Source organism: Bacillus pseudomycoides DSM 12442 (assembly GCF_000161455.1).
Lineage (GTDB): Bacteria > Bacillota > Bacilli > Bacillales > Bacillaceae_G > Bacillus_A > Bacillus_A pseudomycoides.
In genome coordinates this window covers 3,133,153-3,157,035 of sequence record NZ_CM000745.1, presented here as the reverse complement: position 1 = coordinate 3,157,035, position 23,883 = coordinate 3,133,153, and the positions used below count along the sequence as shown (strand labels likewise).

The 23,883-nt window shown below is 36.3% G+C and carries 30 protein-coding genes and 1 pseudogene; 26 read left to right on the top strand and 5 right to left on the bottom strand.

Features of this window, described 5'->3' with window-relative positions; translation table 11 throughout:
• Positions 1–259 precede the first annotated feature (259 nt).
• The 16 genes and pseudogenes from rimP to dpaB all read left to right on the top strand — a co-directional run.
• Positions 260–730, top strand: coding sequence for a ribosome maturation factor RimP (rimP, locus tag BPMYX0001_RS15920; protein WP_018764706.1), 471 nt, complete (start codon positions 260–262; stop codon positions 728–730).
• 17 nt (positions 731–747) lie between these two features.
• Entirely contained in the window at positions 748–1,848 is a 1,101-nt protein-coding gene (gene nusA, locus BPMYX0001_RS15915; RefSeq protein WP_003199512.1) for a transcription termination factor NusA, read from the top strand.
• Positions 1,849–1,859: 11 nt separating this feature from the next.
• Complete coding sequence (rnpM, locus tag BPMYX0001_RS15910; RefSeq protein ID WP_017151265.1) at positions 1,860–2,132, top strand: RNase P modulator RnpM; 273 nt, start codon at positions 1,860–1,862, stop codon at positions 2,130–2,132.
• The gene (locus tag BPMYX0001_RS15905) at positions 2,133–2,444 is read left to right on the top strand and encodes a YlxQ family RNA-binding protein (protein ID WP_006095729.1); all 312 of its coding nucleotides are present in this window, start codon (positions 2,133–2,135) and stop codon (positions 2,442–2,444) included.
• Positions 2,445–2,448: 4 nt separating this feature from the next.
• Positions 2,449–4,515 (top strand): translation initiation factor IF-2, encoded by a 2,067-nt coding sequence (gene infB, locus BPMYX0001_RS15900; protein WP_003199518.1) that lies wholly within the window; start codon positions 2,449–2,451, stop codon positions 4,513–4,515.
• On the top strand, positions 4,512–4,793 hold the full coding sequence (locus tag BPMYX0001_RS15895; RefSeq protein WP_033799062.1) for a DUF503 domain-containing protein: 282 nt from the start codon (positions 4,512–4,514) through the stop codon (positions 4,791–4,793). The genes infB and BPMYX0001_RS15895 overlap by 4 nt, the downstream gene beginning before the upstream one ends.
• A 15-nt stretch (positions 4,794–4,808) precedes the next feature.
• Complete coding sequence (gene rbfA / locus BPMYX0001_RS15890) at positions 4,809–5,162, top strand: 30S ribosome-binding factor RbfA (protein ID WP_006095727.1); 354 nt, start codon at positions 4,809–4,811, stop codon at positions 5,160–5,162.
• A gap of 223 nt (positions 5,163–5,385) precedes the next feature.
• A complete protein-coding gene (gene truB, locus BPMYX0001_RS15885; RefSeq protein WP_006095726.1) occupies positions 5,386–6,309 on the top strand; it encodes a tRNA pseudouridine(55) synthase TruB in 924 nt (307 codons plus the stop codon).
• Between the two features lie 43 nt (positions 6,310–6,352).
• Complete coding sequence (gene ribF / locus BPMYX0001_RS15880) at positions 6,353–7,324, top strand: bifunctional riboflavin kinase/FAD synthetase (protein ID WP_018764701.1); 972 nt, start codon at positions 6,353–6,355, stop codon at positions 7,322–7,324.
• A 100-nt stretch (positions 7,325–7,424) separates the two neighbouring features.
• A complete protein-coding gene (gene rpsO / locus BPMYX0001_RS15875) occupies positions 7,425–7,694 on the top strand; it encodes a 30S ribosomal protein S15 (protein WP_001229392.1) in 270 nt (89 codons plus the stop codon).
• Between the two features lie 160 nt (positions 7,695–7,854).
• Positions 7,855–10,008: a polyribonucleotide nucleotidyltransferase gene (gene pnp / locus BPMYX0001_RS15870; protein ID WP_003199530.1), complete on the top strand. Its 2,154-nt coding sequence runs from the start codon at positions 7,855–7,857 to the stop codon at positions 10,006–10,008.
• A gap of 162 nt (positions 10,009–10,170) precedes the next feature.
• Positions 10,171–11,070, top strand: coding sequence for a polysaccharide deacetylase family protein (locus tag BPMYX0001_RS15865; RefSeq protein WP_033796363.1), 900 nt, complete (start codon positions 10,171–10,173; stop codon positions 11,068–11,070).
• An 86-nt stretch (positions 11,071–11,156) separates the two neighbouring features.
• Positions 11,157–12,395 carry a M16 family metallopeptidase gene (locus BPMYX0001_RS15860; protein ID WP_033799061.1) on the top strand — a complete coding sequence of 413 codons (1,239 nt, stop codon included), beginning with the start codon at positions 11,157–11,159 and terminating at the stop codon, positions 12,393–12,395.
• 197 nt (positions 12,396–12,592) lie between these two features.
• Positions 12,593–12,844 (top strand): YlmC/YmxH family sporulation protein, encoded by a 252-nt coding sequence (locus BPMYX0001_RS15855; protein WP_029426914.1) that lies wholly within the window; start codon positions 12,593–12,595, stop codon positions 12,842–12,844.
• Positions 12,845–13,254: 410 nt separating this feature from the next.
• Positions 13,255–14,157: a dipicolinic acid synthetase subunit A gene (gene dpaA, locus BPMYX0001_RS15850; protein ID WP_018780935.1), complete on the top strand. Its 903-nt coding sequence runs from the start codon at positions 13,255–13,257 to the stop codon at positions 14,155–14,157.
• Positions 14,154–14,579, top strand: a pseudogene (dpaB, locus tag BPMYX0001_RS15845) (dipicolinate synthase subunit B); the annotation flags it as partial. The gene dpaA and the pseudogene dpaB, both read left to right, overlap by 4 nt.
• A gap of 32 nt (positions 14,580–14,611) precedes the next feature.
• Here dpaB and BPMYX0001_RS15840 read toward each other — a convergent pair.
• The 3 genes from BPMYX0001_RS15840 to BPMYX0001_RS15830 form a co-directional block, all read right to left on the bottom strand.
• Entirely contained in the window at positions 14,612–16,159 is a 1,548-nt protein-coding gene (locus BPMYX0001_RS15840) for a recombinase family protein (RefSeq protein WP_006095722.1), read from the bottom strand.
• A 94-nt stretch (positions 16,160–16,253) separates the two neighbouring features.
• A complete protein-coding gene (locus BPMYX0001_RS15835) occupies positions 16,254–16,778 on the bottom strand; it encodes an ImmA/IrrE family metallo-endopeptidase (protein WP_003199544.1) in 525 nt (174 codons plus the stop codon).
• Positions 16,779–16,945: 167 nt separating this feature from the next.
• On the bottom strand, positions 16,946–17,317 hold the full coding sequence (locus tag BPMYX0001_RS15830) for a helix-turn-helix domain-containing protein (protein WP_003199546.1): 372 nt from the start codon (positions 17,315–17,317) through the stop codon (positions 16,946–16,948).
• 162 nt (positions 17,318–17,479) lie between these two features.
• Here BPMYX0001_RS15830 and BPMYX0001_RS15825 point away from each other — a divergent pair, with 162 nt between their 5' ends.
• The 10 genes from BPMYX0001_RS15825 to BPMYX0001_RS15780 all read left to right on the top strand — a co-directional run bounded on the left by BPMYX0001_RS15825 (position 17,480) and on the right by BPMYX0001_RS15780 (position 22,704).
• Complete coding sequence (locus BPMYX0001_RS15825) at positions 17,480–17,695, top strand: helix-turn-helix domain-containing protein (protein ID WP_006095721.1); 216 nt, start codon at positions 17,480–17,482, stop codon at positions 17,693–17,695.
• Between the two features lie 65 nt (positions 17,696–17,760).
• A complete protein-coding gene (locus BPMYX0001_RS15820; protein WP_033799699.1) occupies positions 17,761–18,009 on the top strand; it encodes a hypothetical protein in 249 nt (82 codons plus the stop codon).
• Positions 18,010–18,098: 89 nt separating this feature from the next.
• Entirely contained in the window at positions 18,099–18,686 is a 588-nt protein-coding gene (locus BPMYX0001_RS15815) for a helix-turn-helix domain-containing protein (RefSeq protein WP_006095720.1), read from the top strand.
• 14 nt (positions 18,687–18,700) lie between these two features.
• The gene (locus BPMYX0001_RS15810; protein WP_003199552.1) at positions 18,701–18,922 is read left to right on the top strand and encodes a hypothetical protein; all 222 of its coding nucleotides are present in this window, start codon (positions 18,701–18,703) and stop codon (positions 18,920–18,922) included.
• Between the two features lie 181 nt (positions 18,923–19,103).
• A complete protein-coding gene (locus tag BPMYX0001_RS15805; RefSeq protein ID WP_033799060.1) occupies positions 19,104–19,388 on the top strand; it encodes a hypothetical protein in 285 nt (94 codons plus the stop codon).
• Positions 19,389–19,668: 280 nt separating this feature from the next.
• On the top strand, positions 19,669–20,589 hold the full coding sequence (locus tag BPMYX0001_RS15800) for a DnaD domain-containing protein (protein ID WP_006095719.1): 921 nt from the start codon (positions 19,669–19,671) through the stop codon (positions 20,587–20,589).
• A complete protein-coding gene (gene dnaB, locus BPMYX0001_RS15795; RefSeq protein ID WP_006095718.1) occupies positions 20,589–21,911 on the top strand; it encodes a replicative DNA helicase in 1,323 nt (440 codons plus the stop codon). The genes BPMYX0001_RS15800 and dnaB overlap by 1 nt, the downstream gene beginning before the upstream one ends.
• Positions 21,911–22,099 carry a hypothetical protein gene (locus BPMYX0001_RS15790; protein ID WP_003199559.1) on the top strand — a complete coding sequence of 63 codons (189 nt, stop codon included), beginning with the start codon at positions 21,911–21,913 and terminating at the stop codon, positions 22,097–22,099. The genes dnaB and BPMYX0001_RS15790 overlap by 1 nt, the downstream gene beginning before the upstream one ends.
• Positions 22,074–22,436, top strand: a complete 363-nt coding sequence (locus tag BPMYX0001_RS15785) for a hypothetical protein (RefSeq protein WP_033799059.1) — start codon at positions 22,074–22,076, stop codon at positions 22,434–22,436. Before BPMYX0001_RS15790 ends, BPMYX0001_RS15785 begins: the two co-directional genes overlap by 26 nt.
• Before the next feature lie 76 nt (positions 22,437–22,512).
• The gene (locus BPMYX0001_RS15780) at positions 22,513–22,704 is read left to right on the top strand and encodes a DUF3954 domain-containing protein (protein ID WP_006095717.1); all 192 of its coding nucleotides are present in this window, start codon (positions 22,513–22,515) and stop codon (positions 22,702–22,704) included.
• A 52-nt stretch (positions 22,705–22,756) separates the two neighbouring features.
• Here the strand turns inward: BPMYX0001_RS15780 and BPMYX0001_RS15775 are convergent, their stop codons facing one another.
• Both BPMYX0001_RS15775 and BPMYX0001_RS32710 read right to left on the bottom strand, forming a co-directional pair.
• Positions 22,757–23,230 (bottom strand): CDI toxin immunity protein, encoded by a 474-nt coding sequence (locus BPMYX0001_RS15775; RefSeq protein WP_003208136.1) that lies wholly within the window; start codon positions 23,228–23,230, stop codon positions 22,757–22,759.
• Positions 23,231–23,387: 157 nt separating this feature from the next.
• Positions 23,388–23,582 (bottom strand): hypothetical protein, encoded by a 195-nt coding sequence (locus tag BPMYX0001_RS32710; protein ID WP_003208133.1) that lies wholly within the window; start codon positions 23,580–23,582, stop codon positions 23,388–23,390.
• Positions 23,583–23,883 lie beyond the last annotated feature (301 nt).

Here is a 23,883-nt window from a genome sequence, read left to right as displayed (position 1 = left end):
TTGCGAAAAGAAGAGTGGGGAAACCCACTCTTTCGTGTTACTATCTATGTTTTATCTATGGATGTAGGTGAGACATTTCTGTCGTATATACATATTTTGTTACAAGTTTTACTTCTTAAATTTGGTAATACTAAGACAGATATTCCCTGCTTAATGGCAGGGGCTTTTGTTAGCTAACAAGAAAGAATAAGATAGACCGTTTTAAATAGGGCGGATTTTTTCTTTCAAATGGTACATGGCGGCAGAAAGGAGGCTGTTTATGGATAAGAAAGTCACAGAAGTTGTTGAAGCACTTGCGCAGCCGATTGTTGAAGAGTTAAATCTTGAACTTGTAGATGTAGAATATGTGAAAGAAGGAAAAGACTGGTTCCTACGCGTATCCATCGATTCAGAGACAGGAGTAGACATTGAAGAATGCGGAGCGGTAAGTGAACGTTTAAGCGAAGCTTTAGATAAAGAGGATCCAATTCCTCATCTTTACTTTTTGGATGTATCATCTCCTGGAGCGGAACGCCCATTAAAGAAAGAAAAAGACTTCCAGCAAGCGGTAGGAAAGCAAGTGGCAATTAAAACATATGAGCCGATCGATGGTGAAAAGATGTTTGAAGGAAAGCTACTATCCTACGATGGTACAACAATTACACTACTATTAACAATTAAAACACGTAAAAAAGAAATTCAAATTCCAATGGACAAAGTTGCGAATGCGCGACTTGCTGTTACGTTTTAGTAAGAAGGGGGATCTTCATGAGCACTGAGTTGTTAGATGCTTTGCTCGTATTAGAATCAGAAAAAGGTATTAGCAAAGATATTATTATTGATGCGATTGAAGCAGCTTTAATCTCTGCTTATAAACGCAATTTTAACCAAGCACAAAACGTTCGCGTTAGCTTTAATCCAGAAGTGGGAACAATTCAAGTTTTAGCACGTAAAGACGTTGTTGATAATGTGTTTGACCCACGTCTTGAAATTTCTGTAGAAGAAGCAAGACAAATCAATCCGAACTATCAAGATGGCGATGTATTAGAAATTGAAGTAACGCCAAAAGATTTTGGTCGTATTGCAGCACAAACTGCAAAACAAGTTGTAACACAACGTGTGCGTGAAGCGGAACGCGGTGTTATTTATTCAGAATTTAGTGATCGTGAAGAAGACATCATGGTTGGTATTGTACAACGTCAAGATGCTCGTTTTATTTATGTAAGCTTAGGAAAAGTAGAAGCACTACTACCAGTAAGTGAGCAAATGCCTAACGAACAATATAAACCACATGATCGCATTCGCGTGTTCATCACAAAAGTAGAAAAAACGACAAAAGGACCACAAATTTATGTATCACGTACACATCCAGGTCTTTTAAAACGTTTATTTGAAATTGAAGTGCCGGAAATTTACGATGGAACTGTAGAAATTCGTTCGGTAGCACGTGAAGCAGGCGACCGCTCTAAAATTTCTGTATATGCAGAGAATATCGATGTTGATCCAGTAGGTTCTTGCGTAGGTCCAAAAGGTCAACGTGTACAACGCATCGTAGATGAACTAAAAGGTGAAAAGATTGATATTGTTCGCTGGTCGAATGATCCAATTGAATATGTAGCAAATGCTTTAAGCCCATCACAAGTTGTAAAAGTACTTGTGAATGAAGAGGAAAAAGCAACAACTGTTGTTGTTCCAGACCATCAGCTTTCATTAGCAATTGGTAAACGTGGACAAAACGCACGTCTTGCAGCAAAATTAACAGGCTGGAAAATTGATATTAAGAGCGAGTCTGATGCGAAGCAACTTGGCATTGTAACAGAAGAAGACAACATGATCGCATTCGATTCAGTTGAAGATGAAATCGAATAGAGGTGATGAGTATGAGCAATCGAAAAGTTCCGTTACGAAAATGTATTGCAACGCAAGAAATGAAATCAAAACGCGAGCTCGTTCGCATTGTTCGTTCCAAAGAGGGCGAAGTGTCTATTGATTTAACTGGAAAGAAATCAGGACGTGGTGCATATTTGTCAAAAGACAAGGAATGCATCATCCAAGCGCAAAAGAAAAATATTTTGGAACATCATCTAAAAGCGAAGGTCGACAGTTCTCTTTATGAAGAGCTCCTTGAGCTTGTTGAGAAGGAGTCGAAATAAGTGTCCGATTGGAAATCGTTTTTAGGACTAGCAAACCGTGCTCGAAAAATAATTTCGGGTGAAGAACTCGTTTTAAAAGAGGTACGAAGTGGCAAAGCAAAGCTTGTATTGCTTTCTGAAGATGCGTCAGTGAACACAACAAAACGTATTACTGATAAAACAACGTACTACAACGTACCAATGAAAAAAGTCGAAAATCGACAACAATTAGGGCATGCGATTGGGAGAGATGAGCGAGTCGTTGTAGCCGTGTTAGATGAGGGCTTTGCGAAAAAGCTGCGTAGCATGCTCGATACAACTTACCGGGGGTGAAGGTATGAGTAAAATTCGAGTGTATGAATATGCGAAGAAACACAATGTCTCAAGTAAAGATATTATTACAAAACTAAAAGAAATGAATATTGAGGTCTCCAATCATATGACAATGTTAGACGATGAAGTAGTAAATAATTTAGATAATCAATATAATACTGGAGCAGAAAAACCTTCTGTTGCAGATGAGTTTGAAGTAGAAGAAAAAGTTGTTCGCAGCAAAAAGAACAGCAATAAGAAGAAGAAAAAAGGCAAAGGAAATGAAGACAAACGTCAAGAAAACTTTGCTGGAAGACAACCAACACAAACAGTAGAGACACCGGATAAAGTTACTTTCACCGGTTCTCTTACAGTAAGTGAACTTGCAAAAAAACTAGGAAAAGAGCCATCTGAACTTATTAAAAAGCTCTTTATGCTAGGTATTATGGCGACAATTAACCAAGATTTAGATAAAGATACAATTGAGCTAATTGCTAGTGATTACGGTATTGAAGTAGAAGAAGAAGTGATTGTTAGCGAAACAGAATTTGAAACTTTCATGGACGAGCAAGACGATGAAGAAAACTTAAAAGAACGTCCTGCCGTTGTTACAATTATGGGACACGTTGACCATGGTAAAACAACACTGCTTGATTCTATTCGTAATTCAAAAGTAACTGCTGGCGAAGCTGGTGGAATTACACAGCATATTGGTGCATACCAAGTTGAAGTAAATGACAAAAAAATTACGTTCTTAGATACACCAGGTCACGCAGCGTTTACAACAATGCGCGCACGTGGTGCACAAGTAACAGATATTACAATTCTTGTTGTTGCAGCTGATGACGGTGTTATGCCACAAACAGTTGAAGCAATTAACCATGCGAAAGCAGCTGGAGTACCAATTATCGTTGCTGTGAATAAGATGGATAAACCATCAGCAAATCCAGACCGCGTAATGCAAGAGTTAACAGAGTACGAATTAGTTCCAGAAGCTTGGGGCGGAGATACAATTTTCGTACCAATTTCTGCAATTCAAGGCGAAGGAATTGACAACCTGTTAGAAATGATTCTTCTTGTAAGTGAAGTAGAAGAATATAAGGCAAATCCAAATCGCTATGCAGCTGGTACTGTAATCGAAGCACAGCTTGATAAAGGTAAAGGAACAATCGCAACATTACTTGTGCAAAACGGTACACTTCGAGTAGGAGATCCAATTGTTGTTGGTACATCATTCGGACGTGTTCGTGCGATGGTAAATGATATTGGTCGTCGTGTGAAAGTTGCTGGTCCGTCTACTCCTGTTGAAATTACAGGTCTAAATGAAGTACCACAAGCAGGCGATCGCTTTATGGCATTTGCTGACGAGAAGAAAGCACGCCAAATCGGTGAATCACGTGCACAACAAGCATTGCTTGCACAACGTGGTGAAAAATCTAAATTAAGCCTTGAAGATTTATTCCAACAAATTCAAGAAGGCGAAATGAAAGAAATTAACTTAATTGTGAAAGCGGACGTACAAGGTTCTGTAGAAGCAATGGCAGCATCACTTCGCAAAATTGATGTTGAAGGCGTAAAAATAAAAATCATTCACACAGGCGTAGGTGCAATTACAGAATCTGATATTATTTTAGCTTCTGCATCAAATGCAATCGTGATTGGATTTAACGTACGTCCTGATGTAAACGCGAAACGTACAGCTGAATTAGAAAATGTTGATATTCGCTTACACCGCATTATTTACAAAGTAATCGAAGAAATTGAAGCAGCAATGCAAGGTATGCTGGATCCTGAATTCGAAGAAAAAGTAATTGGTCAAGCAGAAGTTCGTCAAACATTCAAAGTTACTAAAGTTGGAACAATTGCAGGCTGTTATGTAACTGATGGTAAAATCACACGTGATAGCGGCGTACGTATCATTCGTGATGGGGTAGTTATTTTCGAAGGACAGCTTGATACGTTAAAACGTTTCAAAGATGACGTAAAAGAAGTTGCACAAAACTATGAGTGTGGTATCACAATTGAAAGATATAATGATCTTAAAGAAGGGGACATCATTGAGGCGTACATTATGGAAGAAGTGAAGCGATGATTATCGCTTCACTCTCATTTGAGTGTATGATTTATGATGTGCATTCTTTAAAAGAGAAACGAGCAATTTTACAGCGTATTTTAACTCGTGTGAAACAAAGGTACAATGTATCTGTTTCAGAAGTTGGACACCAGGATGTATGGCAACGTACAGAAATTGCAATCGTTTCCGTATCCTCAAATCGTGTTGTCTGCGAAAAAGAAATGAATCGTGTACTTGCGTATGTTGACTCGTTTCCTGAGGTTGAACGTACGATAACACAATTGGAATGGTATTGAATGAGGTGATTAGTTATGAAGCTACGTGCAAATCGCGTGGGCGAGCAAATGAAAAAAGAACTAGGCGAAATTATCAGTCGCAAAATTAAAGATCCACGTATTGGTTTTGTGACGGTAACAGATGTGCAAGTAAGTGGGGATTTACAGATTGCCAAAGTATATATTTCTGTTTTAGGAGACGAACAACAGAAAGAAAATACATTAAAAGGCTTAGCGAAGGCAAAAGGATTTATTCGTGCTGAAATTGGGCAGCGTATTCGTCTTCGTAAAACACCTGAAATTACCTTTGAATTTGATGAGTCTATCGCTTATGGACATAGAATTGATACGCTTTTACATGAAATTAATAAAGACGGTAAACGTGAATAATAATGGATAGACATTTGTCTATCCATTTTTTCAATGGAAAGTAAGTTTGTCATACAAGTGCATGTTCAAAAAGGAGGATAAAGAGAGTCCACTATTTTGAGGAACAGAAGCTAGGGGGGCCTACATCAGTACCGGTCTGGCGACGCAGGCGAAGAAATGCGATAGCTACCTTTACCGGATTTTTTGAACATCATCTACAAAAGTATAACGATGAGGTGAACATATGGAAGGTGTATTATTGTTACATAAACCAAAAGGAATGACATCACACGATTGTGTATTTAAGTTAAGAAAGATATTGCGTGAAAAGCGAATTGGCCATACAGGGACATTAGACCCAGATGTAACAGGAGTATTACCAATTTGTGTAGGGCGCGCTACAAAGATTGCGCAATTTTTAACAAGTGAAACAAAAACATATGAAGGTGAAGTTACACTAGGATTTTCGACAACGACTGAAGATGCTTCTGGTGAAGTAGTGGGAAAACAGGATGTAAATCGTGTAATTACACGTGCGGAAGTGGAAACTGTATTAGCGGAACTAACGGGTACAATTGAGCAAGTACCTCCTATGTATTCAGCTGTAAAAGTAAACGGAAAGAAACTATACGAATACGCAAGAGCGGGGCAAGAAGTTGAACGTCCAGTTCGTGTAATAACAATTCATGAATTTGTGTTACTTGATGATCGTGAGGTATTTGAAGGGAAGAATATTTCATTTCGCTTCCGCGTTACATGTAGTAAAGGAACGTATGTGAGAACATTGGCGGTTATGATTGGAGAAAAGTTAGGATTCCCAGCACATATGTCACATCTTGTGAGAACAGCTTCAGGAGAATTTTTGTTAGAAGATTGCATATCATTTGAAGAAATTGAAGAAAACATGCAAAATGGAACAGTAGAGTCTATTTTTATCTCAATCGATGAAGCGTTAAGTAAATTTCCAAAAATGGTTGTAGATGAAAAACAAGCGGAAAAAATAAAAAATGGTATGTTTTTAAAGAATGAACTGCAAGTGACAGCGCCGTTTATTACAGTATTTGATAAAAATGAACGTTGCTTAGCAATTTACGAACATCATCCAAAACACCCTGGCATGTTAAAGCCAATGAAAGTACTTGTGAATAATCAGGAACTAAAGCTATAATGAATTATTGGAAGGATTATTACAGAAAAAGGTGAATTCAAGCGTGAAACTCATTCATTTAACTCATCCACATGAACAAAATAAAATAGAATTACCACCTACTGTAATGGCATTAGGATTTTTTGATGGCATTCATTTAGGGCATCAACGTGTGATTCGCACAGCAAAAAAAATAGCGGATGAAAGAGGATGTAAAAGTGCTGTCATAACGTTTCATCCACATCCATCTGTTGTCTTAGGGAAAAAGGAAGCGCATGTGGAGTATATTACACCGCTACGTATTAAAGAAAAAGTAATTGCAAGCCTAGGGATTGATATGTTATATGTGGTGAAATTCGATGAATCATTTGCTGGATTGTTACCACAACAGTTTGTAGATGAATATATTATTGGGCTAAATGTAAAGCATGTAGTAGCAGGATTTGATTATTCATATGGACGTTTAGGAAAAGGGACGATGGAGACTTTACCATTTCATGCAAGAGGGGAGTTTACACAGACCGTGATTGAAAAAGTTGAATTTCAAGAAGAAAAAGTAAGTTCCACAGCATTACGAAAATTGATTCGAAATGGAGAAATGGAACAAATCCCATCTATTTTAGGTAGAGCTTATACAGTAGAAGGAATGGTTGTTCACGGAGATAAACGTGGACGTCAAATTGGTTTTCCAACAGCTAATGTAGCTTTAAGTGAGGAGTATCTTCTGCCGCCTGTTGGTGTGTATGCAGTAAGATTAAAAGTTCATGGTGAGTGGCATGATGGTGTATGTAATATCGGTTATAAACCAACTTTTAAAGATGATGAGCGTAATCTGTCTATTGAAGTACATCTATTCCATTTTAATGAGGATATATATGATCAGGTTGTTACTGTTGAATGGCACATGCGTATTCGAGAAGAGAAAAAGTTTAATGGCATCGATGAGTTAGTTGCTCAAATTGCCAAAGATAAAAAAACAGCACAAGAATATTTTAGCACAACAAAGAATATACTTGCTTTTTCCAATGAAAAGTAGTATTCTATGTTATGTACTTTATGACAACCATTGCTTGGCATTGCGACTCACCGACGCTTGCTAGGTAATTGGGGGTTTAATTATTAGGAGGTGAAATAGGATGGCTTTAACACAAGAGCGTAAAAATGAAATCATTGCACAATTTAGAACTCATGAGACTGATACAGGTTCTCCAGAGGTTCAAATTGCTGTCCTAACGGAGCAAATTAACACTCTAAACGAGCACTTACGTACTCACAAGAAAGATCATCATTCACGTCGTGGTCTATTAAAGATGGTTGGTAAACGTCGTAACTTACTTACTTACCTTCGTAATAGCGATATCACACGTTACCGTGAATTAATCACAAAGCTTGGCTTACGTCGATAGTCAAAGAAGCGGGAATATTCCCGCTTTTTTGTTAGGTAAAAATATATCTTTTACTCTTAATAGCTTACTTAAATTTCGGTAATACTAGAGGAAGAATATTGTGATATATTATCCATTTACATAGAAGAATTGAATATTTTAAATTGAGAGGGGTACTTAAATGAGTCAAGAAAAGCAAGTCTTCTCGATAGATTTAGCTGGTCGTCAGCTAACAATTGAAACAGGCCAGCTTGCAAAACAAGCAAACGGGGCAGTATTAGTAAGATATGGCGACACAGCGGTTCTATCTACAGCAACTGCATCAAAAGAGCCAAAAAATGTAGATTTCTTCCCACTTACAGTAAACTATGAAGAACGTTTATATGCAGTCGGAAAAATCCCAGGCGGTTTTATTAAACGTGAAGGTCGTCCAAGTGAAAAAGCAATTTTAGCAAGTCGCTTAATTGACCGACCAATTCGTCCACTTTTCGCAGATGGCTTCCGTAATGAAGTGCAAGTTGTCAGCATCGTTATGAGTGTTGACCAAGATTGTTCTTCTGAGATGGCAGCTATGCTTGGTTCTTCATTAGCGTTATCGATTTCAGATGTTCCATTTGAAGGACCAATCGCTGGTGCAACAGTTGGTCGCATCGACGGCGAATTCATTATTAACCCAACGGTAGAACAACAAGAAAAAAGTGATATTCACCTTGTTGTAGCTGGGACAAAAGATGCAATTAACATGGTAGAAGCAGGGGCTGATCAAGTACCTGAAGAAATAATGTTAGAAGCGATTATGTTTGGTCATGATGAGATTAAACGTTTAGTTGCTTTCCAAGAAGAGATTGTACAAGCAGTTGGTAAAGAAAAAACAGAAGTGAAATTATATGAAGTAGATGCTACAATCAATCAAGATGTACGTGAAATGGCAGAGAAAGATATGCATGCTGCGATTCAAGTACATGAAAAACATGCACGTGAAGATGCAATTAACGAAGTGAAAAAGCGTGTGATTGAGCACTATGAAGCAAATGAAGCTGATGGAGAAACATTAGGACAAGTAAATGAGATTTTATATAAAATTGTAAAAGAAGAAGTACGTCGTCTTATTACAGTTGAAAAAATCCGCCCGGATGGACGTAAAGGTGATGAAATCCGTCCTTTAGCATCAGAGGTAGGTATTTTATCTCGTACGCACGGTTCTGGTTTATTTACACGTGGACAAACACAAGCGCTTAGTATTTGTACGTTAGGTGCATTAGGCGATGTGCAAATTTTAGACGGTCTTGGTGTAGAGGAATCAAAACGTTTTATGCATCACTATAACTTCCCATCCTTTAGTGTTGGAGAAACAAGACCAATGCGTGGACCTGGTCGTCGTGAAATCGGTCACGGTGCATTAGGTGAACGTGCGCTTGAACCAGTTATTCCATCTGAGCAAGACTTCCCGTATACAGTTCGTCTTGTATCAGAAGTATTAGAATCAAATGGTTCTACTTCACAGGCAAGTATTTGTGGAAGTACGTTAGCTATGATGGATGCAGGTGTTCCACTTAAAGCACCAGTTGCTGGTATTGCAATGGGACTTGTGAAGTCTGGTGAGCACTACACAATTTTAACTGATATCCAAGGTATGGAAGATCACTTAGGTGATATGGACTTTAAAGTAGCAGGTACAGCTCAAGGTGTAACAGCGCTACAAATGGATATTAAAATTGCTGGTTTATCTCGTGAAATTTTAGAGGAAGCATTACAACAAGCGAAAGTTGGCCGCATGCACATTCTAGATCATATGCTATCTGCTATTGCCGAGCCTCGTAAAGAGTTATCTGCGTATGCTCCGAAAATTATTACAATGACAATTAATCCGGACAAAATCCGTGATGTTATTGGACCGAGCGGTAAGCAAATTAACAAAATTATTGAAGAAACTGGCGTGAAAATTGATATTGAGCAAGATGGTACAGTCTTTATTTCTTCTATTGATCAAGAGATGAATGAAAAGGCGAAGAAAATCATCGAAGATATTGTTCGTGAAGTACAAGTAGGCGAAATTTACTTAGGAAAAGTAAAACGCGTTGAAAAATTCGGTGCTTTCGTTGGATTATTTAGTGGTAAAGATGGACTTGTTCATATTTCTGAGCTTGCACTTGAACGTGTAGGTAAAGTAGAAGACGTTGTGAAAATCGGTGACGAGATTTCAGTAAAAGTTATCGAGATTGACAAACAAGGCCGTGTAAACTTGTCTAGAAAAGTATTGCTAAAAGAAGAGCAAGAAAAAGAAGCGGCAAAAGAAGAAGCTTCAAAACAAGAAAATATACAAGAACAGAAGTAAGTAAAAAAGCCAGGGTTCCTGGCTTTTTTTGTTAAATAAAAATACATTCGATGCATAGATTTTTATTAGTGAAAAGGTATAGTTTTCATAATAACGCTCAAATTAACAAGGATAAGAAGAAAATGGATTTTTCTTATGTGTATAGTTAATGGGAGGGTTTATATGAGAACTCGTATATTTGTATTCATATCTATATTCTTTCTTTGTATGGGTTTATGCTCATATTCAGCGCTAGCAAATGATGATCTTTATGAAGAAATTCAGAAACAAGCGAAGCAATATTCAATTGCACCGCAAAATGCGATAATTGATAAGATTTGGAAAGCGACGCCAGGGTATAATGGTAAAGAGGTTGATATTGAAGCGTCATATAATAACATGAAGAAAATAGGGAGGTTTGATGAGAAGCAACTTGTATATCGGGAAGTGTCACCAAGCACGCATTTAGAAGATTTATCGTATTCTCCCATTTATCGTGGGCATCCACATAAAAAAATGGTAGGATTAACGATAAATGTGGCGTGGGGAAATGAGTATCTTCCGCGTATATTAGAAACATTGAAAAAGCATGATGTAAAGGCAACGTTCTTTTTGGAAGGACGCTGGGTAAAAGAAAATTTAAGATTTGCAAAAATGATTGTAGATGCAAAGCAAGAAGTAGGAAATCATTCTTATACGCATCCGGATATGAAAACGCTGTCTAGAAATCAAATACAAGAACAATTACAAAAAACGAATCAAATTATTGAGGCAGCTACAAGTCAAAAAGTACGATGGTTTGCACCACCAAGTGGAAGTTTCCGCGATGAAGTTGTAGAAGTGGCGGGCGGATTGAAGATGGGGACTATTATGTGGACAGTTGATACAATTGATTGGAAACGTCCAGAGCCTGAAGTGCTTCTTCAGCGTGTGATGCGGAAAGTACACCCAGGTGCAATTGTATTAATGCATCCGACACCTCCAACAGCTGAGGCGTTAGATACGATGATTTCACAGTTGAAAAAACAAGGGTATAAAGTAGGGAATATTACAGAATTATTAGATGAAAAACGCATTGATTAAATACATTTACATGACATTCATGTTCAAACTTGTTATCATTAAATAATAGCAATTATTTAGAGAAACTGGCATTAGGAGGAAAGTTTTTGATTAAAAAATATACTTGTAAAAATGGTGTAAGAATCGTTATGGAGAATATACCAACTGTTCGTTCTGTTGCAATTGGTATATGGATTCATGCAGGTTCAAGAAATGAAAATGAAAAAAACAATGGAGTTTCGCACTTTTTAGAGCACATGTTTTTTAAGGGGACAGAGACGCGTAGTGCGAGAGAAATTGCAGAGTCATTTGATAGTATTGGTGGTCAAGTGAATGCATTTACTTCAAAAGAATACACGTGCTATTATGCAAAGGTACTTGATGAGCATGCAAAATATGCACTAGATGTGTTAGCTGACATGTTCTTCAATTCCACATTTGATGAAGAAGAATTGAAAAAAGAGAAGAACGTTGTATTTGAAGAAATTAAAATGTATGAGGATACGCCAGATGATATTGTGCATGACATGTTAACGAAAGCGACATATGAAACGCATCCGCTTGGATACCCAATTTTAGGTACAGAAGAAACGCTTGAAACATTTACAGGGGATACATTACGTCAATATATAAAAGATCATTATACACCTGAAAATGTTGTAGTTTCGATTGCTGGAAATATTGATGAAACATTTGTTCAAACAGTGGAACAATATTTTGGCAACTACGAGGGAACAACAAATCGTGAACAAGTACATAGTCCGATTTTTCATTTTAATAAAGTGACCCGTAAAAAGGAAACAGAGCAAGCTCATTTATGTTTAGGATTCCAAGGATTACAAATGGGACATGAAGATATTTATAACTTAATTGTATTAAATAATGTATTAGGTGGCAGTATGAGTAGCCGCTTATTCCAAGAAGTACGTGAGCAACGAGGATTAGCATATTCAGTGTTCTCTTATCATTCTTCATATGAAGATACAGGAATGTTAACACTTTACGGTGGTACAGGAAGCCAACAATTAGATACTTTATATGATACAATGCAAGAAACGTTAGAGACATTGAAAAATACAGGTATTACAGAGAAAGAACTTGTTAATAGTAAAGAGCAGCTTAAAGGAAATCTGATGTTAAGTTTAGAAAGTACGAATAGCCGTATGAGTCGCAATGGAAAAAATGAATTGCTCCTTAGAAAACATCGTTCGCTTGATGAAATTATTGAGAGTGTGAACAAGGTTACCAAAACAGATGTGGATCAATTGATTCGCAGTATATTTACAAATGAATTTTCCACAGCGCTAATTAGTCCGAATGGAGAGCTTCCAAAAGGAATGAAATAAGACGAAATAACCGTATCTCGTACGAGGAGATACGGTTATTTTTATGTACTAAGCTTTTTATAAGTATAACAGATTTTGAATGCTAGGGAGAGGAGTTCATTTTCTTGGTATTTTTTAGAGACGTGTAGAATACGTACTTATTATAGGCTAGGATTTGAGGATGTTGTATGGAAGATGTTCGTAAAGGGGAGAATCATATGCGTTTAAGTGAATTAAGTGGAAAAGAGATTGTGGACTTGGAGCGTGCGGAAAAAATGGGAGTTTTAGGTCATGCTGATTTAGAAATAAACGAGAAGGATGGGAAAATTCAAGCTCTCATTATACCGGTGGGAAAATGGGGTGGGTTTAAAAGGGAGCAGCAAGAAGTTCGTGTAGAATGGAACCGTATTAAAAAGGTCGGTCATGATATGATTATCTTTGACCTTGCAAGCCGCCCAAGCTCACAGTAAAAGATAACCATTTTGGTTGTCTTTTTTTTATTCCACTATTCACAGGCAAGTAATACTCCTACCTCAAGATTCAGTAAAACAAAGAAGATAGGTTGGAAGATAAACTGTCGGTAAAGGTCCAAGTGATGAAGCCTAATAATCGGTGGGAGATGTCGTTGATTATAGTTTCGCTTTATTGGAACAGGTGTAGCACGTTCAAATGAAAATGGAGTGAGGGAGTAGTAGTTAAGTAATGAGGAAGAGTGTAACTCTAATGGAAGTTTTATCTTATAGAATTTCACATATTTAGAAATATTGAATGCTTTTTGTTTTTCAATCACCTCTAACTCGTACGGTACATATTATGTGGAGGAAAAAGAAAAAGTAGGCACTTTTCTTATAAATGAAAGAAAAAGAAGGTGAAGTAGGGAATGTTGACTGAGATGCACATTGCTGTCATAGGAGGAGATGCAAGGCAGCTAGAAGTGATTCGTAAGTTGGTTGAACTTGATGCAAAACTTTCATTAGTAGGATTTGATCAACTGGATCATGGTTTTACAGGGGCAGCAAAAGAGAGTATGCAAGATCTAGATTTCACTTCTTTAGATGCAATTATTTTGCCGGTAGCAGGAACAAATGCAAAAGGAGAAGTAGATACTATTTTTTCAAATGAAAAAGTTGCGCTTACGAAAGAACAGATTGAAAAAACACCAGCAAACTTTACTATATATTCAGGAATTGGTACACCGTATTTAGAAAATATTACATCTACAACAAATCGAAAACTTGTGAAACTATTCGATCGTGATGATGTGGCGATCTATAATTCTATTCCAACGGTAGAAGGAACATTAATGATGGTTATTCAACATACAGATTATACAATTCACGGTTCGAATGTAATGGTTTTAGGATTTGGTAGAACTGGAATGAGTGTAGCGAGAGCTTTTCAATCACTAGGAGCTCATGTCAAAGTAGGAGCACGACGTTCAGAACATATCGCTCGTATTTCGGAAATGATGTTTTCTCCTTTTTATATGCAGGATATTGAGAAAGAAGTAAGTGATGTTGATATTGTCATTAATACGATTCCGCACCTCGTTGTAACGGCAAGGGCTATTTCTAGGATGCCAGCTCATACGTTGATTATTGACTTGGCTTCTAAGCCTGGTGGTACGGATTTTCGTTATGCAGAGAAACGAGGGATTAAAGCCTTGTTAGCACCCGGTCTTCCAGGAATTGTTGCACCAAAAACAGCAGGGCAAATTTTAGCGAATGTTCTTTCTCAGTTATTAACGGCAGATATGATGGCAAAGGAGGAGAATGGAAAATGAGTTTAAAAGGAAAACGAATTGGGTTTGGATTTACAGGATCACATTGTACGTATGCGGAAGTTATGCCGCATGTAGAGAAACTAATTGTAGAAGGAGCAGAAGTGCTGCCGGTTGTTTCATATACTGTACAAACAACAAATACTAGATTTGGTGAAGGAGCAGAGTGGATTGAACGGATTGAAGAGATAACAGGAAATAAGGTTATTAATTCTATTGTAGGCGCAGAACCACTCGGTCCTAAAATTCCATTAGACTGCATGGTGATTGCTCCATTAACAGGGAATTCAATGAGTAAATTTGCCAATGCAATGACAGATTCTCCTGTATTAATGGCAGCAAAGGCGACGCTTCGGAATGGAAAACCAGTTGTGTTAGCTGTTTCAACAAATGATGCTCTTGGCCTTAATGGTGTAAACCTAATTACACCAACAAGATGACGACAAAAAGCAAACGTTTATTTGTCGTCATCTTGAGGGAGCTTAGGGTAAAGCACAAGTTTAAAATCGTCGAGTCTTTGCCATTTTTCTTTCGTATAAACAGCCTTTTCTAAAACTGACTTTAGGAGGCTGTTCTTTTTTTGTGGATCATCTGTTTTGAAATATAGATCTAACACATGCTCGACTTGAGGAATTGTATCTTTCTTCACTTTTTCCTTTGTTATTTCTGTTTTAATTTCTTTTCTGAGGTTTTCTATCGTTTCAGTAATCTCATTAATACGATTGGAAACAACATTAGAACGTTCTAAAAACATATCAACAGTATAAACACCACGCTCTAATAAATCGTGTAAATTATTTTTTTGTTTTTGGACATCCACTAACTCTTTTTCAAGTTTTCGTAAAGCAGCCTCGTTCATTTGAATAATTTGTGTTTCTTTTGTGCTTTCATCCTGCTTATTTTTTTCAAAATCAGCTTTATAATTGATGTACCATTCTTTTAATGCTTCGAGTAAACGTTTTTCGATTAGTTCTGTATAACTGGATTTATTTTCACAACCACGATGTTTACAATCCATTGTATGTTTTCGATTTTTTGGATATCGTTGTACCATGCTGTATCCACATTTTCCGCATCTGATAATCCCAGCTAACGGATTCTTTAATCCATTCGTATTATAAGGAACGTGATACCTCGTATTTAATTTCTCCTGTGCTTTTTCGAATAAGCTTTCTGGGATAATCGGATCATGTTTTCCATCCGCAATAATCCATTCTGATTTATCTTGTCTAGTGCAACTACGTTTCGTTGCATCCGGACGTTTCACTTCTTTTCTTTTTTGCCATGTTACCTTTCCAATGTAAACATTATTTTTTAACATGTCTAATATACTGTATGGGTTCCAATCGTTACCTAACTTACTTTTGTAGCCAAGCTGATTTAATTTGTTCGTAATGACGGAGGCTCCCATATCCTCATTTGCATACCATTCAAATATCATTCTCACAACAGAGGCTTCCTCTGAATTAATAGTTAATGTGCGCTCACGTTTATTCAAACGGAGGATATCATATCCGTATGGTGCATGCGTACCAAGGTAATTGCCAGCCTCTACACTTGCAATACGACCACGTTGCATACGGCGAGTAATAATCTTTAACTCTTTACGTGCCATAAACGCCTCAAATTCACTGTATTCTTCGTCCCACTCATCGTTAAGGTCATAAGTCTTTCTAGGTGTCATAATCTTCGTATTGGAGCGTTTAAATGTCTCTAAGATGATTCCTTGCTCTTTCATACCGCCACGTCCTAAACGGTCCATATCCATACATAGAACAACGTCATATTTGTTATCTTCAATTTCTTCGAGTAGTGCCAACATCTCAGGACGTTTCACTAAGCTCTCCCCAGAAACGATTTCCTCACGAACGGATAAAACATCTAAATTTAGCTCTTTAGCTATTTTCAGCAGGGTAGTGCGGTGCTTTGCTAAAGTTTCACCTTCACCACGTGCTTCGGCTTCTAGATCAGCGCGTGATTTACGTAAGTAGATTGCGGTTTTCATGGCAGTACCTCCTATATTTAGTATTAATTATACGAAAAGTAAATAAGATAAATTATAAAAATTCAATGTAGTTAAGTAGAAGTTATAGTTTTTATTATGTAATTAGACATGTTTGTGAAAAAACATTTAGCAAATGACTAGCTAGCAGCTGATTTTCATAATGCAACAAGCGTTGCTCAGCAGTATGAAATGAAACATTGAAAGTTTTTGCAATGAGGTATATCGATTCTTTTCTTGTTTCGGGAAGGTTTAGTGTCCTTAACATAAAAGTAGGAATACAAAAATGTAGCTTGAAATTGTTTGCTTTTGCTTCTTGGTAGTCTAAAAATAATTTCGGTATGTATAGCTGATTTCCTACATGGAATAGAACATGGCAAAGCTCATGACCAAAGTCCTCCCATTGTTGATAAGCCATGTTTCGATTATCAATAATAATACTGGGCAAATTATTTTTACAAATAGCACGACTTCCAAATGGAGCAAAATGTAACCAAATATTTAGTTTTTGGGCAATTGTTATCATATCAATTTGTTCTGGAATAAAGATGGATAAAGAATGATACAAATTTTTAATATAATCTTCGATTTGTGTTGTGTAGTAAGGCTGTGTTTTATGCATATCATTTCACTCCATTGTTAAAAATGCAAACGTATGTTCTTATTTTGCTGTAAAAAGAAAAGCCCGTGAAGGGGGCTTTAAAAATATATAAGAATTATAGGAACAATTAACCATTCCTGTTCAAATAAATACACGCAATACAGCGTGTATTTATTTAGGTTATTTAATTAATTTTGTTTATCCCCAGGTTTACGATTTTTCTCCTTACTTTTAATAAACTCCCAAAACTGTTTAAGTTCTTCTTGTTTATCAGGAGAAGCATCTTTGATGTCTTTAAACCAAAGTCCTAGATCGGGATCTGTTAAAGGATTATAGGTATAAGTGTCTCTAGTTGTATTTTTAGTAATATCTCTACCTAAAAGATAGTCAGTTGAAACCTCAAAGAAATCAGCAAACTTATTTAACGTGTCATAATCAGGTTTTCTGTTTCCATTCTCATAACCTGATATTGTTGATTCAGCCAGATTTAATTTTTGCCCTAACTCTTTCATAGTTAGGTTATTTGTCTTTCTTAATTTTCTTAAATTCTCTCCAATCATAGGAATCCTCCTATTCATCTTCTAAGATTAATTATACTTTGCAAAGTGCAAAATTTGAAATGAATTGACAAAAACTTTGCGAAACGCGTTGATACTTTGCATAATGCGTAGTATATTTTGGATAACAACACATTATGCGTAGTTTTAGGTGGTGATAAAGAAGTGATTGGACCAAAAGAAATGCGTATGAAATTTGGAATAAGTATTGAAGAAGCTGCAAAGAATCTCGGTATTTCTGGTGGCTATTTGTCACAAATTGAAAACGGACAGCGGCAGGTCAGCGCAGAGAGAGCTGATCAAATTGCAAAGTTATATGGAAAGAAAAAAGAAGATATTTTTTTGTCTACGCGCTATTCAGTTTGCAAAGTTTTAGAGTGATAAAAAATAAAGGGGTTTGAATGCTAATGCAAATTTATGTCCGAATAACGAAAGAAGGTGAAAAAATGTCAGCACTTCCAATGGCAGTACCAACAGATCAGCAGCATACAAATGTAAAAAGCACTTCAAGAGGTGACACCATGAGCCAACAAGAAGAATATTCAGCTTCTTATGAGTTTGGAAAAACGAAAGTTTATATTGTGGCTCCTGAACCTAAACCACAAAAGGAAATTGATAAAATCCTTCGAGCATATTACGAGGCTGGTTGGGCCATCATCAAAGAAATGCAAGCAAAAGAAAGTATCGAGGATTAATTCCTCTTTTTTACATAAAAATAGACAAGTTATGTATTCTATAAACTTTATTGTAATCCTTTGACAACTTAATACGGAGGCGAACAAATATGGGAACAAGTATATATTGCAATTCGTCTATAGGTGGATTGCTACGTAATGCTAGAGAATGTTGTGAAAATGCACATTATCGAACAAAGAAAGGTCTAGCAGAGTATCTCGGCATTACTTACGAACGTTTAAAAAATATTGAATCTGGTTTTTCTAAAGTGCCTTTTGAATTAGCAATGGATTGGTGTGATGCAACAGGAGCACCATTAAATAAACAGGCAATTAAACATATTTATGGTGTAGGATTACCACCAACAGATCCTCGTTTAACGAGCGATGTAAATTTACAACTTATGAATTACATCAAGCAAGCCGAAGAGGGGATTGCGGCAACGAAGGAAATCATGAATTTACAAATTACAACACGTTCATGGAAGTTGGGCGAAAAGGAGAAACATGAATACGCAGTTCATGCAAAAGAAATCTTCGATACAATCCAAGCTACTCAATGTGTAGTACAAGCTCTTGAACAAGTACACTTTGGCATTATGGAACAAATACAAAAAAGCTGGTTGCAAAAGGCTATGTCAGAAAACGTTATTATTCAATCGGTGGATAGCTTAATGACTTTAACAAAAGTTTTGTAAAGGAGGAAATGTAAGTGACAGTAGATTACAAGAATCCAAGCTTAAGAGAATATAAGGAACTAATTCGTTATGATGCAAAGTTAACTGGTGAAATAAAAATAGCTAAAACATTTGGTGATGATAAAAAGTTAGGAGAATTACAACAAGAGAAAAAGTTAGTGGGAATTCGAATCAAAATTATTGAGGCATCATTTACTTTAAAACATAAATGGGCAAAAGAAAAAGCTACCGCCTAGACAACAGTAGCTCGCAATAAATTCTACAAAGTAATTATACCATTTTATTTATTATTTGGACAAGCCACTGTGCTTGTCGCTATGACCAGAAAGGATTGTTACCCAACCCCCTTTAAAGATATCCCTTTCTGGTTGTAACGATGCGTACAGCATCCATTTACATAGAAAAGAGGTGAAAACCATGACAACTGAATACTATTGTCTGCATGATCTTGTTCTTCTAGGAGACTTTTCGTTTACAAATGAACTTCATGATTGCATGAATACATGCATTTACAACATGTTCAACGCTAAATCTCATGAGGAAGCGAATTATTGGGAAGAAGAGCTTAATCGATGTGTAAAAGAGTTTAAGATGCTTCGTGAAGAAAAGGAGGAACATGAAGTATCTAAAAGTTATTGTGTGATTATTAAAGGATCTCGTTCTAAAGGTGTTAACGCTTCGCTGGTAAGTCGTAGGAAATAAAAAAATCTATCACTTTGCCGAGTGATAGATAAATAGTGGTTGGTAAATTTTAGTTAAGTTAATTATACCAAATCATAAACGTTATAACAATGGAGTGTATTGTATGCTTTTAGACAAAACATTACATAGAGTGTTGTTAAATCCTAAGATTGTCCAACAGGTAACGTCAGAACAGCACCTTGCTTATTTAGTACAGCAATATCTAAAAAAGGTTATAAAAATTATCGCTTATTACGTATAGAGGACGGGTTTGCGATATGTAAACGGGAGGATGAATAACATGGCAGTTTTTAGACCAGTTCAAGTTTCATTTTGGCAGGATGCAAAAGTTATTGAGGAGATGACTCCGGAAGATAAATTATTTAATCTGTATCTTCTTACAAACCCATGTACTACTCAAATTGGTGTGTACCAAATCACCAAAAAGCAAATGGATTTTGATTTAGGTTACTCCATGGAAAGTGTTAATTCACTCTTAGATCGTTTTGAAAACCATCATAAATTAGTTAAGTATAATCCAGAAACACGCGAACTAGCAATTATCAATTGGGGTAAATATAACCTTAATAGAGGCGGTAAACCAATTGAAGATTGTGTTCGCAAAGAACTTGATGGAGTAACAGATATTAGTCTTATTAGCTTAGTAACTCCAAAAGTTAAAAATGATAAAATTCGTGCTATTTTCGAAGAGTTTCTTGCTGTTCACGATACGTGCCACGATACGTCAACGATAAGTGGGGAAAAAGAAAAAGAAAAAGAAAAAGAAAAAGAAAAACAACAAGAAGAGCGCACGGACGTTGTTGAAGTTAACCCAATTTCTTTTTACGAACAAAACTTTGGATTCATGACACCTTTTATCGCAGAAGGAATTCTTGCGTGGGTAGATGATTTAAATGCAGAGCTAGTTGTTAAAGCAATGGAAATTTCTCTGGAAAAAAATACAAGAAACATGTCTTATGTAAATTCAATTTTAAGAGATTGGCATGTTAAAGGCTTTAAAACAGTAACTGATGTTGAAGTAGCCGACAAAGAGTTTCGTGCTAAACGAACAACACAAGTAAAACAACAGCCAGCATATCAATCTGTTGCTATGTCTGAATCTACTAAACAAGTATTGCAGCAACAAAAAGAGTGGAATCAAAATATCGCCACTGATGAAGAACTTGCAGCACTTAATCAACAGAATGGATGGATGCAATAATGAGTAACGACATCATTCGTAATTTGGAAGCGGAGCAAAGTGTTTTAGGCAGCATCATCATGGAAGGGGATTTGATAAAAGATTGTCAGTTAAAACCAAATCAATTTTCTCTTCCAACACATCAAGCCATTTTTAAGGCAATGAGAGAACTTGAAGACGTTGAAAGCCCTATAGATCTTGTGACTGTAGTTGAAAAATTAGATAGTTTTATAAATCAAATTGGTGACATTCAGTTTTTAGTTAATTTAGCTGAGGGCGTTTCAACAACAAAAAACTTTTCGTATCACGAGGGTCTTGTGATAGAAGCATGGAAAATGCGGCATGCTCAAGAGGTTGCTGGTGATTTATATAAGCGTCTTCAGAAAGACAAAGATATTAGTGCAATCGGCAATACAATCGATGAACTAAATGCGATAGAGGAAACGGGTTATTCAGGTGAGTTTGATTTAAAAGAAACGCTTGTTGGGCTATATAAGAAGATGCAAATCGATGTTGGCGATTTAACAGGTATAAACACTGGATATTACGATTTTAATCGAATGACCTCTGGATTACAGACAGGAGACTTAATCATTGTTGGTGCACGTCCAGCAATGGGGAAAACGGCATTTGTACTAAACGTTGCTTATCATGCAGCAAGTTCAGATACAGCAGTTGGAATCTTTTCACTAGAGATGGGAGAAGAACAATTGCTCAAGAGAATGATTTCTAGTGCCGGCAATGTTGATGCAACCAAAATGAAAAACCCTAAGAAACTTTGCAATATCAAAGACTGGGAAAACATCAGCCAAGCAATGGGATTGATTAACAATCTTCCACTGGAAATATACGATAAGGCAAATGTAACAATGCAAGAGATTTATGCAAAGACCAGAAAACTGAAACGTAAACATCCAGATAAAAAGGTATTAATAGCGATTGATTATTTACAGCTTATTGTTGGTGATCCAAAGCATAGAGGAAATCGTATGCAAGAGATTGGCGAGATTAGCCGGAAGTTGAAACTGATGGCTAGGGAACTGGATGTATGTGTAATTGCTTTATCACAGTTAAGTCGTGCTGTTGAAAGTAGACAAGATAAACGTCCTCTGTTATCTGATTTACGTGAGACAGGACAAATTGAGCAAGATGCTGATTTGATCGCATTTTTATATCGTGAAGATTATTACGATGCAGAAACAGCGAATAAAAACATAACTGAAATTATTCTGGCCAAGCAGAGAAATGGTCCTGTTGGTACAGTTGAACTTGCATTTATTAAAGAGTTTAGCAAATTCATTAATTTAGAGAGAAGATATGATAACCAACGGGAGGTACAGTGATGTTATTAAGACAGGAAGTTGAACGACGGAAATTGCTCATTATTCGTAAATTACTTAGTTTAGGGTTATCTGAAATAAACGAGAAAACATTAGATCAATTAACATTAACTCAACTTGAAGGGATTTTAACAACAGGCTTGCATGTATTGGAGGGACAGAGCGATGCCAAAGCAGCTAACAATATTTGATGTTGAGCCAGTAGTAGCATTTGATCCTAAGAAAGCGCATATTCATCGGTTGAATTCTCAAGTACGTTTTGCTGATGTGGTTGTTCAAATACCAAGCCAAGCAAGGGCAGTTGATGAGCTAAAGCTTACCACAGCTCCTAGTGAGAAATATGAAATGTTTGAGGAATATACAATTGGGATTTGGCGTTATAAGCGAGCGGAGGATAAACAATTTGAATGGGAAAAAGCCGAAGAACTTTGTAAGAAGGCAAGAGATAATAAAGAACCGATATCAATACGACTTCATCTATCCTTGGAACAATCATTTATTCCAGAAAACGTTGTGCAATATTTATAGGCAAATAAAAAAGCCGAGATTGCTCCCGACATAATTATTCGACAAAGTAATTATAACACATATAGGAGTGGTTTCGGTGGCAATTATCAAGGAAAACATTGCAGAAATGAAGGCTGAAATTTCATTAGTAGAAAATATGATTTATGTTGTGAAAGATGGACAAGTTCACCTAATAGAGCCACCCACAAGTGGTCACGGGGAACAGTCCTTTGTATATAAAAGTAGAAAAGTAACTCGTATGGATGAACGGAAGACGCAGTTGATTTAATACCAAATTTGAATTTTGTAGAAAAGCAGAATAAGGAAAGATGAGTAGATTATTAGCGAAATCCAACCCTAATCATTTCTTCATCCTCTATTTCAATTACGAATCTATATTCTTTATCTAATAACCAGTAATAAAAACTGACTGCATCAACGTCAGCTAGTGATTGGAATACATTATCAAGATTTGTACCTACTACAGGGATTTCATAGTTATCCCATAGTATAAAAATCTGTTCATTAAAATCTAGTTTGTGTGCTCTAATAAGGGAAATTAGTCGTTCTTTGTTTGGAACTACTAATTGATTGTCTATCTGTTCCCAATCTATTTTTCCAGAGACAGTTATAGGAAATGATTTTATTAAATTAGTAGCAATCTGCTGGCTTTTTCCCTGAGAGAAAATTAAAGTTTCGTCTCCTAGGGATTCAAGACATTCATTAAACAAAGGATTTGTATTATTCCTGTTTTTTGTTTTCAGTGCTCTTAACTTTTGTTGCATTTGCCATCGTCTTGAGGATCTATCATTCATTTTATCAATCCTTCTACAATTAATTAAGAATCAGTATAGCATATAGAAACAGTACTTAGGAAAGGAATTTTTTAAATTATGAACTAAACAAAAGCGTTATTTTATATTGAAAAATCCCTTGCAATTAAGGGGGATTTGGGTAAACCTTTATGGGGAGCTATTCTTTAGATAATGGGATTCTTACAGCTTCAAGTCTTTCGTATTCGATAGGACAATGAATAGGAAGTATGATGGACTCTAAAGTTTCGTTTGCTAGAGATTGTTTGAAAATTACTTCACCAGAAGGAGAGAAAAATGTAAATTGGATTTTCGTGTCAGGAGGAATTATTAATTTTGGTGATTTATTTTCCATGTTAATCAACTCCTAAAGTATTTGATTTTCTAAGAATTCCAAAGCGCATTCGATAAATATATATATGAATGCCTTTTCGAGAGCATTACTTTAGTAAATTGAGAAACTTAATAAAATAGTTATTTTGTAGCAAATAAAAAAGAGCACACATATAAATGTGCTCTTAGAAAAATAGGTTCTTATGAGAGAGGGTCTCCATACAATATCATATGCTTGTCTTATTTAAAGGTTCAAAAAATCAGCAAAAATGCTATTTGATATCTGACTTGTATATGTAAAAAGGGCATCTTTTTAAGATGCT